Source organism: Kitasatospora sp. NPDC004723 (assembly GCF_040609255.1).
Taxonomy (GTDB): Bacteria; Actinomycetota; Actinomycetes; order Streptomycetales; family Streptomycetaceae; genus Kitasatospora.
Genome location: NZ_JBEXJT010000061.1, coordinates 28,150 through 45,091, shown reverse-complemented (window position 1 = coordinate 45,091; position 16,942 = coordinate 28,150). Strand labels below are relative to the sequence as shown.

At 71.3% G+C, this 16,942-nt stretch carries 15 protein-coding genes; 14 read left to right on the top strand and 1 reads right to left on the bottom strand.

Translation table 11 applies throughout. The annotated features are described in order from the left end of the window. The first annotated feature begins 598 nt into the window (after positions 1-598). From ABZW10_RS35200 to ABZW10_RS35175, 6 genes are all read left to right on the top strand, one after another. Entirely contained in the window at positions 599-1,588 is a 990-nt protein-coding gene (locus ABZW10_RS35200) for an ABC transporter permease (RefSeq protein WP_355374564.1), read from the top strand. A gap of 56 nt (positions 1,589-1,644) precedes the next feature. Continuing rightward, positions 1,645-3,429 (top strand): ABC transporter substrate-binding protein, encoded by a 1,785-nt coding sequence (locus tag ABZW10_RS35195; protein ID WP_355374561.1) that lies wholly within the window; start codon positions 1,645-1,647, stop codon positions 3,427-3,429. Positions 3,430-3,527: 98 nt separating this feature from the next. Beyond that, entirely contained in the window at positions 3,528-4,538 is a 1,011-nt protein-coding gene (locus ABZW10_RS35190) for an ABC transporter permease (protein ID WP_355374558.1), read from the top strand. After that, positions 4,535-5,605 (top strand): ABC transporter ATP-binding protein, encoded by a 1,071-nt coding sequence (locus ABZW10_RS35185; RefSeq protein WP_355374556.1) that lies wholly within the window; start codon positions 4,535-4,537, stop codon positions 5,603-5,605. Before ABZW10_RS35190 ends, ABZW10_RS35185 begins: the two co-directional genes overlap by 4 nt. Positions 5,606-5,639: 34 nt before the next feature. After that, positions 5,640-6,686, top strand: a complete 1,047-nt coding sequence (locus tag ABZW10_RS35180) for a dipeptide ABC transporter ATP-binding protein (RefSeq protein ID WP_355374553.1) — start codon at positions 5,640-5,642, stop codon at positions 6,684-6,686. A gap of 190 nt (positions 6,687-6,876) precedes the next feature. Continuing rightward, a complete protein-coding gene (locus ABZW10_RS35175) occupies positions 6,877-7,536 on the top strand; it encodes a trimeric intracellular cation channel family protein (protein WP_355374551.1) in 660 nt (219 codons plus the stop codon). Here the strand turns inward: ABZW10_RS35175 and ABZW10_RS35170 are convergent. Further along, complete coding sequence (locus ABZW10_RS35170; protein WP_355374548.1) at positions 7,472-8,227, bottom strand: IclR family transcriptional regulator; 756 nt, start codon at positions 8,225-8,227, stop codon at positions 7,472-7,474. The two genes, ABZW10_RS35175 and ABZW10_RS35170, sit on opposite strands and share 65 nt — an antisense overlap. Positions 8,228-8,399: 172 nt before the next feature. Between ABZW10_RS35170 and ABZW10_RS35165 the strand changes: the two genes are divergently transcribed. The 8 genes from ABZW10_RS35165 to ligA all read left to right on the top strand — a co-directional run bounded on the left by ABZW10_RS35165 (position 8,400) and on the right by ligA (position 16,649). Continuing rightward, positions 8,400-9,581, top strand: a complete 1,182-nt coding sequence (locus ABZW10_RS35165; protein WP_355374545.1) for a cysteine desulfurase family protein — start codon at positions 8,400-8,402, stop codon at positions 9,579-9,581. Between the two features lie 63 nt (positions 9,582-9,644). Then, on the top strand, positions 9,645-10,784 hold the full coding sequence (mnmA, locus tag ABZW10_RS35160; protein ID WP_355374542.1) for a tRNA 2-thiouridine(34) synthase MnmA: 1,140 nt from the start codon (positions 9,645-9,647) through the stop codon (positions 10,782-10,784). Positions 10,785-10,878: 94 nt separating this feature from the next. Beyond that, positions 10,879-11,394, top strand: coding sequence for an NUDIX domain-containing protein (locus tag ABZW10_RS35155; protein WP_355374539.1), 516 nt, complete (start codon positions 10,879-10,881; stop codon positions 11,392-11,394). Continuing rightward, the gene (locus ABZW10_RS35150) at positions 11,369-11,926 is read left to right on the top strand and encodes a Uma2 family endonuclease (RefSeq protein ID WP_355374536.1); all 558 of its coding nucleotides are present in this window, start codon (positions 11,369-11,371) and stop codon (positions 11,924-11,926) included. Before ABZW10_RS35155 ends, ABZW10_RS35150 begins: the two co-directional genes overlap by 26 nt. Before the next feature lie 52 nt (positions 11,927-11,978). Next, positions 11,979-12,503, top strand: a complete 525-nt coding sequence (locus ABZW10_RS35145) for a TIGR00730 family Rossman fold protein (RefSeq protein WP_355374533.1) — start codon at positions 11,979-11,981, stop codon at positions 12,501-12,503. Positions 12,504-12,516: 13 nt separating this feature from the next. After that, entirely contained in the window at positions 12,517-13,206 is a 690-nt protein-coding gene (locus ABZW10_RS35140) for an SDR family oxidoreductase (RefSeq protein ID WP_355374532.1), read from the top strand. Between the two features lie 32 nt (positions 13,207-13,238). Beyond that, on the top strand, positions 13,239-14,267 hold the full coding sequence (locus tag ABZW10_RS35135; RefSeq protein ID WP_355374529.1) for a methionine synthase: 1,029 nt from the start codon (positions 13,239-13,241) through the stop codon (positions 14,265-14,267). 24 nt (positions 14,268-14,291) lie between these two features. Then, the gene (gene ligA, locus ABZW10_RS35130) at positions 14,292-16,649 is read left to right on the top strand and encodes an NAD-dependent DNA ligase LigA (protein ID WP_355374570.1); all 2,358 of its coding nucleotides are present in this window, start codon (positions 14,292-14,294) and stop codon (positions 16,647-16,649) included. The last annotated feature ends 293 nt before the right edge of the window (positions 16,650-16,942 follow it).

Genomic DNA, 16,942 nt, shown 5'->3' with positions numbered 1-16,942 from the left:
GGTCCGACAACCGCTCACCCGCAGGCGACTTGACCTGCCCCACCCTCGCCACACCACAACCAACGAGGATCGAAGGACAAAGTCACTGGCATTGGCCCTAGGCCCTCTCCACCTTCTCCCGGACCGTCCCGGGCACGCTCAACACCCGTCCCTGAGACCGGCCTGACGCAGTGTCAGGCCGGTCTCGGTGCTTTTCCGGACGTTCCCGGTGAAGTGGGTGGCAGACATCTTGACATGGCTGTTACAGCTGTGTGAAGAGGGCTATGCCGAAGATCGGGGAGGTGCATGCGCACAGATCACAGTTGGGCATCTGTCGGTTGGCAGGGCTGGCGCAAGCCAGTTCGGATGGCAGAGAGTTCTGCAACAGCCCACAGCGCGTGGTTGGCGTCCCACAAAGGCGAACGCGCTGGCGGACCGCATGATCCACGTGACGCCCATCCCGCGTGGCAGCAGCACTGAGCACGTCGTACCGCTGGGGAAGCACCCCACCCGTACTCCCGCACCTCCGCACCCAAGCACGTCCGCACCAGCCGAGCCGCCGATCCCGGCGTCCGGCACCCGTGGGCCGGCCACCGTCGGCGAGGGGACCGAACTGACCATGACCGCACCCATCAAGACCGCCGGCAACGCACCGGAGGCAGACGCCGCCGCGAGCCCGGCCAAGAAGATCGAGGGCCGCTCGCTCGGCCGGATCGCCTGGACCCGCTTCAAGCGGGACAAGGCCGCCGTCGCCGGCGGTGTCGTGGTGATCCTGCTGATCCTGCTCGCCGTGCTCGCCAAGCCGATCGAGTCGATCTTCGGCCTGGACCCCGACGCCCTCAACCAGGACCTGCTGGACGCCGACCTCGGTGGCCTCCCGCTGGGTGACTGGGGCGGCATGAGCTGGGACCACCCGCTCGGCGTCGACCCGCTGCAGGGCCGTGACCTGCTGACCCGTGTGATCGAGGGCTCCTGGGTCTCCCTGCTGGTCGCCTTCGGGGCGACCGTGCTGTCCAACACCATCGGCACCGTGCTCGGCGTCATGGCCGGCTACTACGGCGGCTGGGTGGACGCCGTGATCAGCCGGGTGATGGACGTCTTCCTCGCCTTCCCGCTGCTGCTCTTCGCCATCGCGATCTCCACCTCGCTGCAGGGCGGCGCGTTCGGTCTGCACGGCCTGCCGCTGCACATCGTGGTGCTGGTCTTCGTGATCGGCTTCTTCAACTGGCCCTACATCGGCCGCATCGTGCGCGCACAGACCCTCTCGCTGCGCGAGCGCGAGTTCGTCCACGCGGCCCGCAGTCTGGGCGCCCGGGGCCCGTTCATCCTGTTCAAGGAGCTGCTGCCCAACCTGGTCGGCCAGATCCTGGTCTACGCGACCCTGCTGATCCCGACCAACATCCTCTTCGAGGCCGGTCTGAGCTTCCTCGGCGTCGGCATCCAGCCTCCGCAGGCCTCCTGGGGCGGGATGCTCCAGGACGCGATCCGGTACTACCAGGTGGACCCCCAGTACATGGTGGTCCCCGGTCTGGCGATCTTCATCACCGTGCTCGCCTTCAACCTGCTCGGCGACGGGCTGCGTGACGCCCTCGATCCCAAGAGCAACTGACCACACGTCAGGATCCCTCGTTCAGCCATCACTTCCTCAAGGGGTTGATCTCACCCATGCGTAGGTCCCGCACCGTCGCGCTGACCGCCATGGCCGCCGCCGCGGTCCTGGTCGTCACCGGCTGCTCGTCGAGCAAGAAGAGCGACGACACCAAGTCCACCTCCGCCGCCACCGGCACCGAGGCCGCCGGCGGCTCCGGGGCCAACGCGGCCACCAAGAACATCGTCAACGCCTCGGACAAGAAGGGCGGGACGGTCACCTTCGAGATGAAGGGGACCCCGGACTCGCTCGACCCGGGCAACACGTACTACGCCTACATCTACAACTTCTCGCGTCTGTACGGGCGTCCGCTCACCACCTTCCAGCCGGGCGCCGGCGAGGCGGGCAACAAGCTCGTCCCGGACCTCGCCGAGTCGCTCGGCCAGGTCAGCGCGGACGGCCTCACCTGGACGTACAAGCTGCGCAAGGGCCTGAAGTTCGACGACGGCACCCCGATCACCTCGAAGGACGTCAAGTACGCCGTCGAGCGCTCCAACTTCGCGCCGGACGTGGCCTCCAACGGTCCGACGTACTTCAAGGAGCTGCTGGTCGACAACGAGACGCCGTACGCGGGTCCGTACAAGGACAAGACCGGCGACCTCAAGTCGATCGAGACGCCCGACGACACCACGATCGTCTTCCACCTGAAGCACGCCTTCGCCGACTTCGACTACCTGGTCAGCGCCCCGCAGACGGTCCCGGTCCCGCAGGCCAAGGACACCGGCGCCGACTACGTCAAGAAGATCGTCTCCTCGGGCTCCTTCAAGTTCGAGTCCTACGAGGACGGCAAGCAGGCCGTCCTGGTCCCGAACACCAACTGGGACCCGAGCACCGACCCGATCCGGAAGCAGCTGCCGGACAAGATCGTGCTCAAGATGAACATCGACCAGGCCACCATCGACAAGGACCTGCTGGCCGGCAACGCCCAGGTCGACCTGGTGGGCGGCGGCGTCGACCCGCAGACCCAGGCGCAGATCCTGCAGAACCCGAAGCTCAAGGCGAGCACCGACAACGCCTACGGCGGCCGCCTGGTCTACATGGCGATCAACACCGACGTCGCGCCGTTCGACAACATCGAGTGCCGCAAGGCCGTGCAGTACGCGGTCGACAAGGTCTCCGTGCAGACCTCGCTCGGCGGCCCGATCCGCGGCCAGGTCGCCAACACCGTGCTCCCGCCGGACATCCCGGGCCACCAGGACTTCAACGTCTGGGAGACCAAGGACAACAAGGGCGACGAGGCCAAGGCCAAGGAGGCCCTGAAGGCCTGCGGCAAGGACGGTGGCTTCAGCACCGTGCTGTCCGCCCGCACCGAGCGCGCCACCGAGGTCGCCGCCGCGACCTCGATCCAGGCCGCGCTGAAGAAGGTCGGCATCAGCGCCGAGATCCAGCAGTACCCGCAGGGCAAGTACCTGGCCGACAGCGCGGGCGCCCCGGCGTTCGCCAAGGAGCACAACATCGGCCTGATGATGATGCAGTGGGGCGCCGACTGGCCGACCGGCTACGGCTTCCTGCAGCAGATCGTCGACGGCCGCGCGATCAAGGCCTCCGGCAACAGCAACCTGGCCTCGCTGAACGATGCCGCGGTCAACAAGCTGCTCGACGACGCCGCGACCAACCCGGACAAGGCGGCCCGCGAGAAGATCTACGGCGACATCGACAAGAAGGTCATGGACCAGGCGGTCTACGTCCCGCTGACCTACTTCAAGGTCTTCCTGTACCGCCCGGACAACGCCACCAACCTCGCGTCCACGCCGGCCTTCTCGGGTGAGTACGACTACCTGAACATCGGCACCACCAAGTAAGAGCCTGGCTCCGCATCCCTGAAGGCAGGTGAAGGCAGCGGCGCCCGCCGCCGTCCGGAGGATCCCGGACGGCGGCGGGCGGCCGGAGCCGACCAACTGTGTTTGCCTACATCATCCGCAGGATCTTCGCGGCCGTGCTGCTGCTGCTGGTCGTCAGCGCCGTCACCTTCGCGATCTTCTTCCTGCTCCCGCGTCTCGCCGGCGAGACGGTCGACCAGCTGGCCACCCAGTACATCGGGAAGAACCCCTCGCCCGAGGCGGTCCAGGCGGTCAAGCAGAACCTCGGCCTCGACCAGCCGCTGTACACGCAGTACTGGAACTTCCTCAAGGCGCTGGTCACCGGAGCCGAGTACACCTTCGGTCCGGAACCGGCCACCTGCCACGTGCCCTGCTTCGGCTACTCCTTCAAGAACCACCTCGAGGTCTGGCCCGAGCTGTCCAAGCGGATCCCGGTCACCCTCTCGCTGGCCATCGGCGCCGCGGTGCTCTGGCTGGTCTCCGGCGTCGCCACCGGCGTCGTCTCCGCGCTCAAGCCGCGCTCGATCTTCGACCGGATCTCGATGGGCATCGCGCTCGCCGGCGTCTCGCTGCCGGTCTTCTTCACCGGCGCGCTGCTGCTCACCGTGTTCAGCTACGAGTGGCCGATCCTCGACAACCTCGAGTACACCAACTTCACCGACAACCCGCTGATGTGGGCCCGCAACCTGATCCTCCCGTGGATCTCGCTGGCCTTCCTCTACTCCGCGCTCTACGCCCGGCTCACCCGCGCCGGAATGCTGGAGACCATGAGCGAGGACTACATCCGCACCGCCCGGGCCAAGGGCCTGGCCGAGTCCAAGGTCGTCACCCGGCACGGGCTGCGCGCCGCGCTCACCCCGATCGTCACCATCTTCGGCATGGACCTCGGCCTGCTGCTCGGCGGCGCGCTGATCACCGAGCAGGTCTTCTCGCTCCAGGGCGTCGGCCAGTTCGCCGTCCAGGCGATCACCGACAACGACCTGCCGAAGATCCTCGGCGTCACCCTGCTGGCCGCCTTCTTCATCGTCCTCTGCAACCTCGTGGTTGACCTCCTGTACGCCGCTGTCGACCCCCGGGTGAGGCTGTCGTGACCGAGCTCCAGAAGACCCCGGCCCGCGCGGCCGCCCCGGGCGGCGAGGAGTCCTTCCTCTCGGTGCGGGACCTGCGGATCCACTTCGACACCGACGACGGCCTGGTCCGCTCCGTCGACGGGGTGAGCTTCGACCTCGCCAAGGGCCGCACCCTCGGCATCGTCGGCGAGTCCGGCTCCGGCAAGTCCGTCACCTCGCTGGGCATCATGGGCCTGCACCGCTCCAAGCGGGCCCGGATCACCGGCGAGATCCGGCTCGACGGCGAGGACCTCATCGCGGCCGGACCCGACCGGGTCCGCGAACTGCGCGGCAAGAAGATGGCGATGATCTTCCAGGACCCGCTCACCGCGATGCACCCCTACTACACGGTGGGGCAGCAGATCGTCGAGGCCTACCGGGTGCACCACCCGCAGGCGAGCAAGCGGCAGGCCCGCGCCCGGGCCGTCGAGATGCTCGACCGGGTCGGCATCCCGCAGCCCGACCGCCGGGTCGACGACTACCCGCACCAGTTCTCCGGCGGCATGCGCCAGCGCGCCATGATCGCCATGGCGCTGGTCAACGACCCGTCGCTGCTGATCGCCGACGAGCCCACCACCGCCCTGGACGTCACCGTCCAGGCGCAGATCCTGGACCTCATCCGGGACCTCCAGGAGGAGTTCGGCTCGGCCGTCATCATCATCACCCACGACCTCGGGGTGGTCGCCGAGCTGGCCGACGACATCCTCGTCATGTACGGCGGCAGGTGCGTCGAGCGCGGCCCGGCCGAGACCCTCTTCGACGCGCCCGAACACCCCTACACCTGGGGCCTGCTGGGCTCGATGCCGCGCCTGGACCGCGAGCTGCAGGACCGCCTCGTCCCGGTCAAGGGCACCCCGCCCAGCCTGATCAACGTGCCGTCCGGCTGCGCCTTCCACCCGCGCTGCCCCTACGCGGAGCTGACCGGCGGGCGCTCCACCGAGGAGACCCCGAAGCTCACCGAGGTCGCGCCCGGACACCACGCCGCCTGTCACCTCGCGCTCGCCGAGCGGCACCGCATCTTCGCCGAAGAGATCGCGCCCCGGCTGTGAGCCCGGCCTCGTACCACCTTTCTGGAGAGAACCGATGACGGACACTCAGGCGGCGAGCATCCCCTCGCAGACGCCCGCCCCGGACCGGCGGCCGCTGCTCAAGGTGACCGGGCTGACCCGGCACTTCCCGATCCACAGCGGCCTGCTGCGGCGTCAGACCGGCGCCGTCCGGGCGGTCGACGGCATCGACTTCACCGTCCACGCCGGTGAGACCCTGGGCGTCGTCGGCGAGTCCGGCTGCGGCAAGTCGACGATGGGCCGGCTGGTCACCCGGCTCGACGAGCCCACCGGCGGCACGGTCGAGTTCGAGGGCGTCGACATCACCCACCTGGGCGTCGGGGCGATGCGGCCACTGCGCCGCGACATCCAGATGATCTTCCAGGACCCGTACTCCTCGCTGAACCCCCGGCACACCGTCGGCACCATCGTCGGCGCGCCGTTCAAGCTGCAGAACGCCGCGCCCGAGGGCGGGATCAAGAAGGCCGTCCAGGAACTGCTGGAGCTGTGCGGGCTCAGCCCCGAGCACTACAACCGCTACCCGCACGAGTTCTCCGGCGGGCAGCGCCAGCGCATCGGCATCGCCCGGGCGCTCGCCCTGAGGCCCAAGATGATCGTCGCGGACGAGCCGGTCTCCGCCCTGGACGTCTCCATCCAGGCCCAGGTGGTCAACCTGCTCGACGACCTCCAGCGGGAGCTCGGGCTGACCTACCTGATCATCGCGCACGACCTCTCGGTGGTCCGGCACGTCTCCGACCGGGTCGCGGTGATGTACCTCGGCAAGATCGTCGAGATCGCCGACCGGGACTCGCTCTACCGCAGCCCGAGGCACCCGTACACCACCGCGCTGATGTCCGCCGTGCCGGTGCCCGACCCGCGCCGCCGACAGCGCGCCGGGCGGGAGCGGATCCTGCTCAAGGGCGACGTGCCCTCGCCGATCAACCCGCCCAGCGGCTGCCGCTTCCGCACCCGCTGCTGGAAGGCCCAGGAGATCTGCGCGAGCCAGGAGCCGCCGCTCACCGCGGCGACGGCGGGGCACCAGGTGGCCTGTCACTTCCCCGAGGGCAGCGAGGGGAACAGCTAGTACAGTCCCGAGGGCAGCGAGGGGAACAGCTGGCACGGCCCCGAGGGCAGCGAGGGGAACGGCTGGCACAGCCCCGAGGGCAGCGAGGGGAACGGCTAGCACAGCCCCGAGGGCGCCTCCGGGGACAAGGCGCCCGCCTCCGCGTGACCGTCCGATCGGAGGGGAGGCTCGGCCGGGTCACACTGGTGCGGTGACCTCGCAGATCTTCCCCTCCGACGTGCAGCAGTCGCTGGACCTCGTCGGCATCTTCGTCTTCGCCCTCTCCGGTGGGCTGCTCGCCGTCCGCAGGAACATGGACATCTTCGGCATCTGTGTGCTCGCCGAGGTCACCGCGCTCGGCGGCGGCGTCATGCGCGACCTCGTCATCGGGGCCACCCCGGTCGCCGCCTTCACCAATCTGGGCTACTTCGTCGATCCGCTGATCGCCGCCGTGGTCGTCTTCTTCCTGCACCCCGAGGTCGAACGGATCAACCGCGCCGTGCAGACCCTCGACGCGCTCGGCCTCGGCCTGTTCTGCGTCACCGGCACCGCCAAGGCCCACGACTTCGGCCTCGGCGCCGTCCCCTCCGTCGCCCTCGGCATGGTGACCGCGGCCGGTGGCGGCGTCATGCGCGACGTCCTGGCCGGCGAGATCCCCTCGCTGCTGCGCTGGGACCGCGAGATCTACGCCGTGCCCGCCCTGGTCGGTGCCGCGCTGGTCGCCGTCCTGATCGCCCTCGACGGCCTCACCGCCGTCACCGGCACCGCCGCCGCGCTCACCGCGTTCGGCCTGCGGATGCTCGCCCTCAAGTACGGCTGGCGCGCACCACGGGCCTGGCACCGCAACGGTTCTCGCACCAGCGAGGAGTAGGCGAGCCGCCGTACGCCAGCGAGATCGCCTCCGCCGTGCAGAGCAGCTCGGGCACCAGCTTCACCAGCTCGGCCGGTGACACCCGGTCGGTCGGCGCCGAGAGGGCGCAGGCCGCGACCGCCCGCCGGTCACTGCCCGCCACCGGCGCCGCCACGCAGGTCCCCGCCTCCGGGTGCTCGGCCGACTCCGCCGCCCAGCCCCGCCGGCGCACCGCCGCCAGATCGGCCGACAGCTCCTCCTCCGCCCGGCCGTCCTGCGGCAGCCCGGCCAGCAGCACCCGGCCGATCGCCGTCCCGGCGGCCGGCGCCCGCCGCCCGATCCGGGTCGGCCGGCCCGCCGCGCCGCTCCACCGCCCGGCCAGCTCGTCCAGGTACAGCACCTCGTCGTCCTGCAGCACCGCCAACTGCACCGTGCAGCCGAAGCGCTCGTGCAGCGAGGCCAGGTACGGCGCGGCGACCTGCCGGACGTCGATCTCCTGCAGCGCCCGCTGCGCCAGCGACAGCACCCGGCCGCCCACCCGGTAGCGCCGGTCGGACAGCCGGTGGACGAATCCGTGCTCCTCCAGCGTGCGCAGCAGGCGCAGCGCGGTGGACTTGTGCACGCCGATCGAGGTGGCGGCCTGTTCCAGGGTGGCCGGGCCGTCGCCGAGGGATCCGAGCAGGGTCAGGGCGCGATCGACCGACTGCGACATTCCGCCCCCTGAGTCCTGGTTCCGGTCCGGCCGCGTGGTGGTGGCCGTCAGGCTAGCCGCTCGTGGGCCGCGCCCCGTACCGGGTTGCCCGGACGGGCAGCGCCGCGGTGCGCGGCGTCCGGTGGCCTGATCGGTCCGGTGCGAGCCGGGGGGCCTCTACAATCGGATGGTTATGCCATACCTGGACCATGCGGCGACCACGCCGATGCTGCCCGAGGCGATCGCCGCGATGTCGGCGCACCTGGGGGTCGTCGGCAACGCTTCCTCCCTGCACGCGGCCGGCCGTCGGGCCCGCCGGGTGGTCGAGGAGGCCCGCGAGTCGCTGGCCGAATCGCTCGGCGCCCGGCCCAGCGAGATCATCCTCACCGGTGGCGGCACCGAGTCCGACAACCTGGCGGTCAAGGGCCTGTTCTGGGCCCGCCGCGGCGCCGACCCGGCCCGTACCCGGGTGCTGTGCAGCCCGGTCGAGCACCACGCGGTGCTGGACGCGGTGCACTGGCTCGCCGAGCACGAGGGCGCCACCGTCGACTACCTGCCGGTGGACGCGCTCGGCCGGGTCCACCCGACGGCGCTGCGCGAGGCGATCGAGCGCGACCCGGCCTCGGTCGCGCTGGTCACCGTGATGTGGGCCAACAACGAGGTCGGCACGGTCCAGCCGGTCGCCGAACTCGCCGCGGTGGCCGCCGAGTACGGCATCCCGATGCACGCCGACGCGGTGCAGGCGCTCGGTCAGGTCCCGGTCTCCTTCGCCGACTCCGGACTCACCGCGCTCACCGTCACCGGTCACAAGATCGGCGGCCCGTTCGGCATCGGCGCCCTGCTGCTGTCGCGCGGCGCGGCGCCGGTCCCGCTGCTGCACGGCGGCGGCCAGGAGCGCGACGTGCGCTCCGGCACCCTGGACGCGCCCGGCGCCGCCGGCTTCGCCGCCGCGGCGGCCGTCGCCGTCGAGCGGCGCGCGGAGCACGCCGTCACGCTGGGCGCGCTGCGCGACGAGCTGGTCGCGGCGGTGCTGGCCGCCGTCCCGGACGCGGTGCTCAACGGCGACCCGGCGGCGGAGGGGCGGCTGCCCGCCAACGCGCACTTCTCCTTCCCCGGCTGCGAGGGCGACGCCCTGCTGATGCTGCTCGACGCCCAGGGCATCGAGTGCTCCACCGGCTCGGCCTGCTCGGCCGGCGTCCCGCAGCCCAGCCACGTGCTGCTGGCGATGGGCGTCGACCCGCTGCTGGCCCGCGCCTCGCTGCGCTTCTCGCTCGGCCACACCTCCACCCGGGCCGATGTCACCGCCCTCACCGAGGCCATCGCGCCGGCCGTCCAGCGCGCCCGCAACGCGGGTCTCGCCGCCGTCCGGCGCTAGGGTCCGGGCGGCGGGGAAACCCCGGCGGAATGCCGGGCGGCACCACGTACGCTTGGACTCATCATGACTGACTTCCCGGGTGCCCCGACCGCTCCGTCCACCACCGGCCGCCTGCGTGTGCTCGCGGCGATGTCCGGCGGGGTGGACTCCGCCGTCGCCGCCGCCCGCGCCGTCGAGGCCGGGCACGAGGTGACCGGCGTGCACCTGGCGCTCTCCAGCAACCCGCAGTCCTTCCGGACCGGTGCGCGCGGCTGCTGCACCATCGAGGACTCCCGGGACGCGCGCCGCGCCGCCGACGTGATCGGCATCCCGTTCTACGTCTGGGACCTCGCCGAGCGCTTCCGCGAGGACGTCATCGACGACTTCGTCGCCGAGTACGCGGCCGGCCGCACCCCCAACCCGTGCCTGCGCTGCAACGAGAAGATCAAGTTCGCCGCGCTGCTGGACAAGGCGATCGCGCTGGGCTTCGACGCCGTCTGCACCGGCCACTACGCCCGGATCGTCGACCTCCCGGACGGCTCGCGCGAGCTGCACCGCGCCGTCGACGCCGCCAAGGACCAGTCCTACGTGCTCGGCGTGCTCGACGCCGAGCAGCTCGCCCACTCGCTCTTCCCGCTCGGCGACACCACCAAGGACGTCATCCGCGAGGAGGCCGGGCGGCGCGGCCTGGCCGTCGCCAAGAAGCCGGACAGCCACGACATCTGCTTCATCGCGGACGGCGACACCCAGGGCTTCCTGGCCCAGCACCTCGGCACCGCCACCGGCGACATCCTGGACGTCGACGGCACCAAGCTCGGCGAGCACGACGGCGCGTACGGCTTCACCATCGGCCAGCGCAAGGGCCTGCGGATCGGCCGCCCGGCCGCGGACGGCAAGCCCCGGTACGTGCTCGACATCTCCCCGGTGAACAACACCGTGACGGTCGGCCCGGTCGAGGGCCTGGACGTCACCGGCCTGACCGCCGTCCGCCCCCGCTGGTGCGGCACCGAGCCGCTGGCCGACGGCCGCTACACCGCCCAGCTGCGCGCCCACGGCGAGGAGGTCCCGGTGGACGCCTCGGTCGTCGACGGCACCCTCCACGTCGCCCTCGACACCCCGGCCCGCGGCATCGCCCCCGGCCAGGCCGTGGTGCTCTACGACGGCACCCGGGTCGTCGGCTCCGCCACCATCGCCACCACCCGGCGCCCGGCCGTCACCGTCTGAGCCCGGACTCGGCGCGGGAGCATCGTCCGACGGTCTCACCGGGTCATCGCCGGTTCGGCGTGAACGGCCCTTCAAGGCTCCTATTCTCCTGCACATGGGTAACAGCGCCGGGAACTCCGGGTCACCGCCGCTCCACTCGGTGTCCGTCGCAGGGGTGGTGGTGCGGGAGGACGGCCGGGTGCTGGCGATCCGGCGGGCCGACAACGGGGCGTGGGAGCCGCCGGGCGGGGTGCTGGAGCTGACGGAGGCCGTGGAGGACGGCGTGCGGCGGGAGGTGTTCGAGGAGACCGGGATCAAGGTCGGTGTGGAGCGGCTGACCGGCGTCTACAAGAACGTGAGCCGCGGAATCGTCGCCCTGGTGTTCCGCTGCCGCCCGGAGAGCGGCAGCGAGCGGCTCTCGGAGGAGTCGACCGCCGTCGACTGGCTCACGCCGGGCGAGGTCTGCGACCGCATGGCCGAGGTGTACGCGGTGCGCATCCTGGACGCTCTCCGGGACGGCGCCGAACCGGCCGTGCGGACCCATGACGGTCGGCATCTGCTTGGCTGGTCGTCGTCGGATGCGCCTGAAGACCCGGAGGGACGGCATGAGCTTCTACGAGCAGCACCGTGATTTCATCGAGGAGCTGGAGCGGATCGCCCCGGAGGGCGTCCGGATCGAGTGGTCCGGGGACACCCTGATCATGCAGGCGTCGCCGTCGAACATCCATCAGCTCAACATCGCCCAGGTGCGCAGGCAGTTCGAGCGGCATGCCCCGGACGGCTACCTCCCCAGTGAACGCAGCGAGATCGTCAGCCCGGACGTCTCCAAGGGGCGCGAGCCCGATCTGACCTACCTACCGGTGGAGGTCCTCTCCGAGTCGGGCAACCGCGCCCCCGCCGCCGAGGCGCTGATCGCGGTGGAGGTCGTCTCGCCGTCCAACCCGGGCAACGACTGGATGGACAAGCTGCACGACTACGCCGTGATGCGCATCCCGCTCTACCTGATCGTGGACCCGCGCGAGCAGACCGTGACGCTGTTCTCCGAGCCCGACCACGACCGGTACCACACCCGCAGCGACCGGAAGTTCGGCGACGAGATCCACATCCCGGAACCCTTCGGCTTCATGCTGAGCCTGGAGGCGCTCGTGCCGTACAAGGGCTGAGGAACAAAGGTGGTGAAGGAGGGCGCCAGGGCGTGATAGACCGGATTCCACTATGAATATCTGCGTTTTCTGCTCCGCTGCCTCGCTCGACGACCGCTACTCCGCCCCCGCCGCCGAGTTCGCCCGGCTCCTCGGGGAGGGCGGGCACACCCTGGTGTGGGGCGGCTCCAACACCGGCCTGATGGGGGAGCTGGCGGACGGGGTGAAGGCGGCCGGCGGGCAGCTGGTCGGGATCTCCGTCGAGTTCCTGAAGCACAAGTCGTACGAGGGCGCCGACGAGCTGGTCGTCACCGCCGACCTCGCCGAGCGCAAGGCGCTGCTGCTGTCGCGGGCGGACGCGGTCGTCGTGCTGGTCGGCGGGCTGGGCACGCTGGACGAGGTCACCGAGGTGCTGGAGCTCAAGAAGCACGCGCTGCACGACAAGCCGGTGGTCGTCCTGGACACCGAGGGGTTCTACGCGGGCCTGCGGACCCAGATGGAGCGGATGGACGCGGAGGGCTTCCTGCCGCGCCCGCTGGCCGAGCTGATCACCTTCGCCGACACCCCGGCCCAGGTCTTCGAGCAGCTGAAGGCCTGAGAGGATCGGGACCATGGCCACTCATCTGATCACCGGCGCCGGCTCCGGCATCGGCGCCGTCCTCGCCGAACGTCTCGCCGCGCGCGGCGACGAGCTCTGGCTGCTGGCCCGCGACGCCCGTCGGGCCGCCGAGCTGCGCGAGCGCTTCCCCGGCGCGAAGACCCTGGTCGGCGACCTCGGCGACCCGGCCAAGCTGTCCTGGGCCTTCGGACACCAGGCGCTGCCGGTCGAGCTGGACTCGCTGCTGCACGTGGCGGGCATGGTCGAGCTGGGCCCGGTCGGCGAGCTGCCGGTCAAGGCCTGGCAGGACACCCTGAACGTCAACCTGGTCGCCCCCGCCGAGCTGACCCGGCTGCTGCTGCCCTCGGTGCGGCTGGTGAAGGGGCACGTGGTGTTCGTGAACTCCGGTGCCGGGCTGCGGGCGAGCGCCGAGTGGTCGGCGTACGCGGCGAGCAAGCACGGGCTGAAGGCGCTCGCGGACGCGCTGCGGCTGGAGGAGCACGGCAACGGCGTGCGGGTCACCTCGGTGTACCCGGGCCGCACCGCCACCGCGATGCAGGTCAAGGTGCACCAGCAGGAGGGCAAGGCGTACGACGCCGGGCAGTGGATCGAGCCCGAGTCGGTGGCCAAGGCGGTCCTGGCCGCGCTGGACGCCTCCCGCGACGCGGAGATCACCGACATCACCGTCCGCCCGGGGCGTTAGGCGCAGGGTGGCGGCGCACTAGGCTCGGGCGGGTGAGCAACGGACACCCCTTCCCCGACCTGGTCGGCGCCGCCACCGGCGTCGGCTCGCTGCCCGGTACCGACGCCCGGGAGGCCGCCAAGACCTCCACCGGCGCGCTGGAGCACCTCCCGTTCCTCCCGGAGCTGCCCGCCCGCGGGCCCGGCGCCGACATGATCGGGCGCTCCGCCGGCCTGCTGGTCGAGCTGTTCGCGCAGACCGAGCCGAGCGGCTGGCGGTTCGCCGACCGTCCCGGCCGGGACACCCGGCGCGCCCACTCCTGGCTCGGCGAGGACCTCGACGCGCTGGAGGAGTTCACCCAGGGGTACACGGGTGCGCTCAAGGTGCAGGCGGTCGGCCCGTGGACGCTGGCCGCCTCCGTCGAGCTCAAGCACGGCGAGAAGGCCCTCGCCGACCCCGGTGCCTGCCGGGACATCGCCGGTTCGCTGACCGAGGGCCTGCGCCGCCACCTCGCCGAGGTCCGCCGGCGGGTGCCCGGCGCGGAGGTGGTGCTCCAGCTCGACGAGCCCTCGCTGCCCGCCGTGCTGGCCGGCGAGGTGAAGACCGCCAGCGGCTTCCAGCGGCTGCGCGCGGTCGACCGCCAGCTCGCCGAGGAGGCGCTGCGGGACCTGATCGGCGCCCTGGACGCGCCTGTCGTGGTGCACTGCTGCGCGCCCCGGGTGCCGCTGCCGCTGCTGCGCCGGGCCGGGGTGGCCGGCGTCTCGCTGGACTTCTCGCTGCTGACCGAGCGTGAGGACGACGACCTCGGCGAGGCGGTCGAGGCCGGCACCGTGATCCTCGCCGGTGTTGTTCCCTCCACCGACCAGGCCCCCGCTCAATCAAGGGCGATGTCGGACCCGGCCGGTAGTGTCCAGGGTGTCAGGACGTTGTGGCGCAGGCTCGGGTTCGCCCCGGAGCTGCTGGGCCGTCGTGTGCTGGTGACGCCCACCTGCGGGCTGGCCGGGGCCTCCCCGGCCCATGCGCGCACCGCGTTGTCACTCAGTGTGAAGGCGGCCCAGAGCCTGGTGGACAACCCGGAATGAGAGATTGACGGAGGGCTTGCGGTGGTGGCTGTCGAGGGCTGGGAGGACGTTCCGGCGGAAGTGCGCAAGCGGCACGCGGAGCTGGCGGCCGAGATCACCGACCACCGGGCCCGCTACTACGAGCAGGACGCGCCGGTCGTCAGCGACGCCGAGTTCGACACGCTGATGCGCGAGCTGGAGGGGCTGGAGGCGGAGCACCCGGCGCTGGTCACCCCGGAGTCGCCCACGCAGCGGGTCGGCGGCGCGCCGACCCTGCTGTTCGCCCCGGTCGAGCACCGGGAGCGGCTGCTCAGCCTGGACAACGCGATGGACGACGAGGAGCTCGCCGCCTGGGCCGAGCGGGTCGCCACCGAGCTGGCCGGCATCGAGTACCACTACCTGTGCGAGCTCAAGGTGGACGGCCTGGCCGTCAACCTCACCTACGAGAACGGCCAGTTGGTGCAGGCGGCGACCCGCGGCGACGGCCGGGTCGGCGAGGACATCACCGCCAACGTCCGCACCATCAAGGAGATCCCGCACCGGCTCCAGGGCGACGACGTCCCGGAGCTGGTGGAGATCCGCGGCGAGGTCTACTTCCCGACCGAGGCCTTCGAGGCGCTCAACGCCTCCTTCGCGGAGGAGAACGAGCGCCGCCGGGTGGAGAACGAGGAGCGCGCCAAGGAGGGCAAGCGGCCCCGGGCGATGATCCGGCTGTTCATGAACCCGCGCAACGCCGCCGCCGGCTCGCTGCGCCAGAAGGACCCGCTGGTCACCGCCTCCCGTCCGCTGCACATGGTGGTGCACGGCATCGGGGCGCGCTCCGGCTTCGACATCGACTGCCAGTCGCACGCCTACGACCTGCTGCGCGCGTGGGGCCTGCCGACCGCGCGGCACAACCGGGTGGTCGGCACGCTGGCCGAGGTGCGGGAGTTCATCAAGAACTTCGGCGAGCAGCGGCACTCGGTCGAGCACGAGATCGACGGCGTGGTCGTCAAGGTGGACGAGATCGCCCTGCAGGGCCGGCTCGGTTCCACCTCGAAGTCGCCGCGCTGGGCGATCGCCTGGAAGTACCCGCCGGAGGAGGTCACCGGGAAGCTGGCCGCGATCAAGGTCGGCATCGGCCGCACCGGCCGGGCCACCCCGTACGCGGTGCTCGCCGAGCCGGTGAAGGTGGCCGGCTCGATGGTGCAGTACGCGACGCTGCACAACCAGGAGGTCGTCAAGGCCAAGGACGTCCTGCTCGGCGACACCGTGGTGCTGCGCAAGGCCGGCGACGTGATCCCGGAGATCCTCGGTCCGGTGTACGACCTGCGGGACGGCACCGAGCAGGCGTTCGTGATGCCCTCGCACTGCCCCGAGTGCGACAGCGAGCTGCGGCCGATGGCCGAGGGAGACATCGACCTGCGCTGCCCCAACGCCCGGTTCTGCCCGGCCCAGATCCGTGAGCGGATCGCCTTCCTCGGCGGACGCTCGGCGCTGGACATCGAGGGGCTCGGCTACGTCGCGGCCACCGCGCTGACCCAGCCGCTGGAGCCGGCCGAGGCGCCGGTGGGCAACGAGGGCGACATCTTCGGCCTGACGGTCGAGCAGCTGCTCCCGATCAAGGTGCTGGTGCGCGACCAGAAGACCGGCATGCCGAAGCTCGACGACGAGACCGGCGAGGAGAAGGAGGTGTTCTTCTTCGCCACCACCGCCGGTGCGCCGAAGAAGAACACCGGGCTGATGCTGGAGAACATCGAGAAGGCGAAGGACCGCCCGCTCTGGCGCTTCCTCAACGGCCTCTCGATCCGGCACGTCGGCCCGGTGGCCGCCCAGGACCTCGCCCGGGAGTTCCGCGACCTGGACGCGATCTTCGCGGCGAGCGAGGAACGGCTGGCCGCCACCGAGGGCGTCGGCGCGGGCACCGCGCGGTCGATCATCGAGTGGTACCAGGTGGACTGGCACCGGGAGATCGTCGAGAAGTGGCGCGCCGCCGGCGTCCGCTTCACCGAGGAGGCCGCCGAGGAGGAGGGCGAGCGTCCGCTGGAGGGGCTGACGGTCGTCGTCACCGGCACCCTGGCCGGGCACACCCGGGACGGCGCCAAGGAGGCGCTGACCTCGCGGGGCGCGAAGGTGACCGGCTCGGTCTCGAAGAAGACCCACTTCGTGGTCGCCGGCGACAACCCGGGGTCCAAGTACGACAAGGCCGTGCAGCTCGGGCTGCCGGTCCTGGACGACCAGGGCTTCGCGATCCTGCTGGAGCAGGGGTCGGCCGCCGCCCGGGTCCACCTGGGGCTGCCGCCGGAGCCGGAGGAGGTGCCGGTGAAGAAGGCGCCCGCGAAGAAGAAGGCCGCCACCGCCAAGGCGGAGGCGGGTGCGGAGGCGCCCGCCGCCGCACCCGGGGAGGAGCCCGCCGAGGACTGACCCGCGCGCGGAAGCCCCGAATCCGGCTTGTTATCGTCCTGATGCAACGTCATCGGGTGCCGCACAGTGTTAGCGGGCATCGTGACACCGTGCGGCACCGGGGCACGGTGGCGTATGTCCGGTTGTCTGAAAGTCTGCCCGTCGGGTGAAGCCACGCATACCCTGGAGCGCAACAGAGTGTCAGCAGGGGTGGGGGGACCGGCTGAGCCGGACTCCGCGGGGTCGCTCCGTGCCCGGCAGGCTGCCGGTACCGGTACGGTGCCTCACCGCTAGGCGGCCCGACGGGGCGGGCC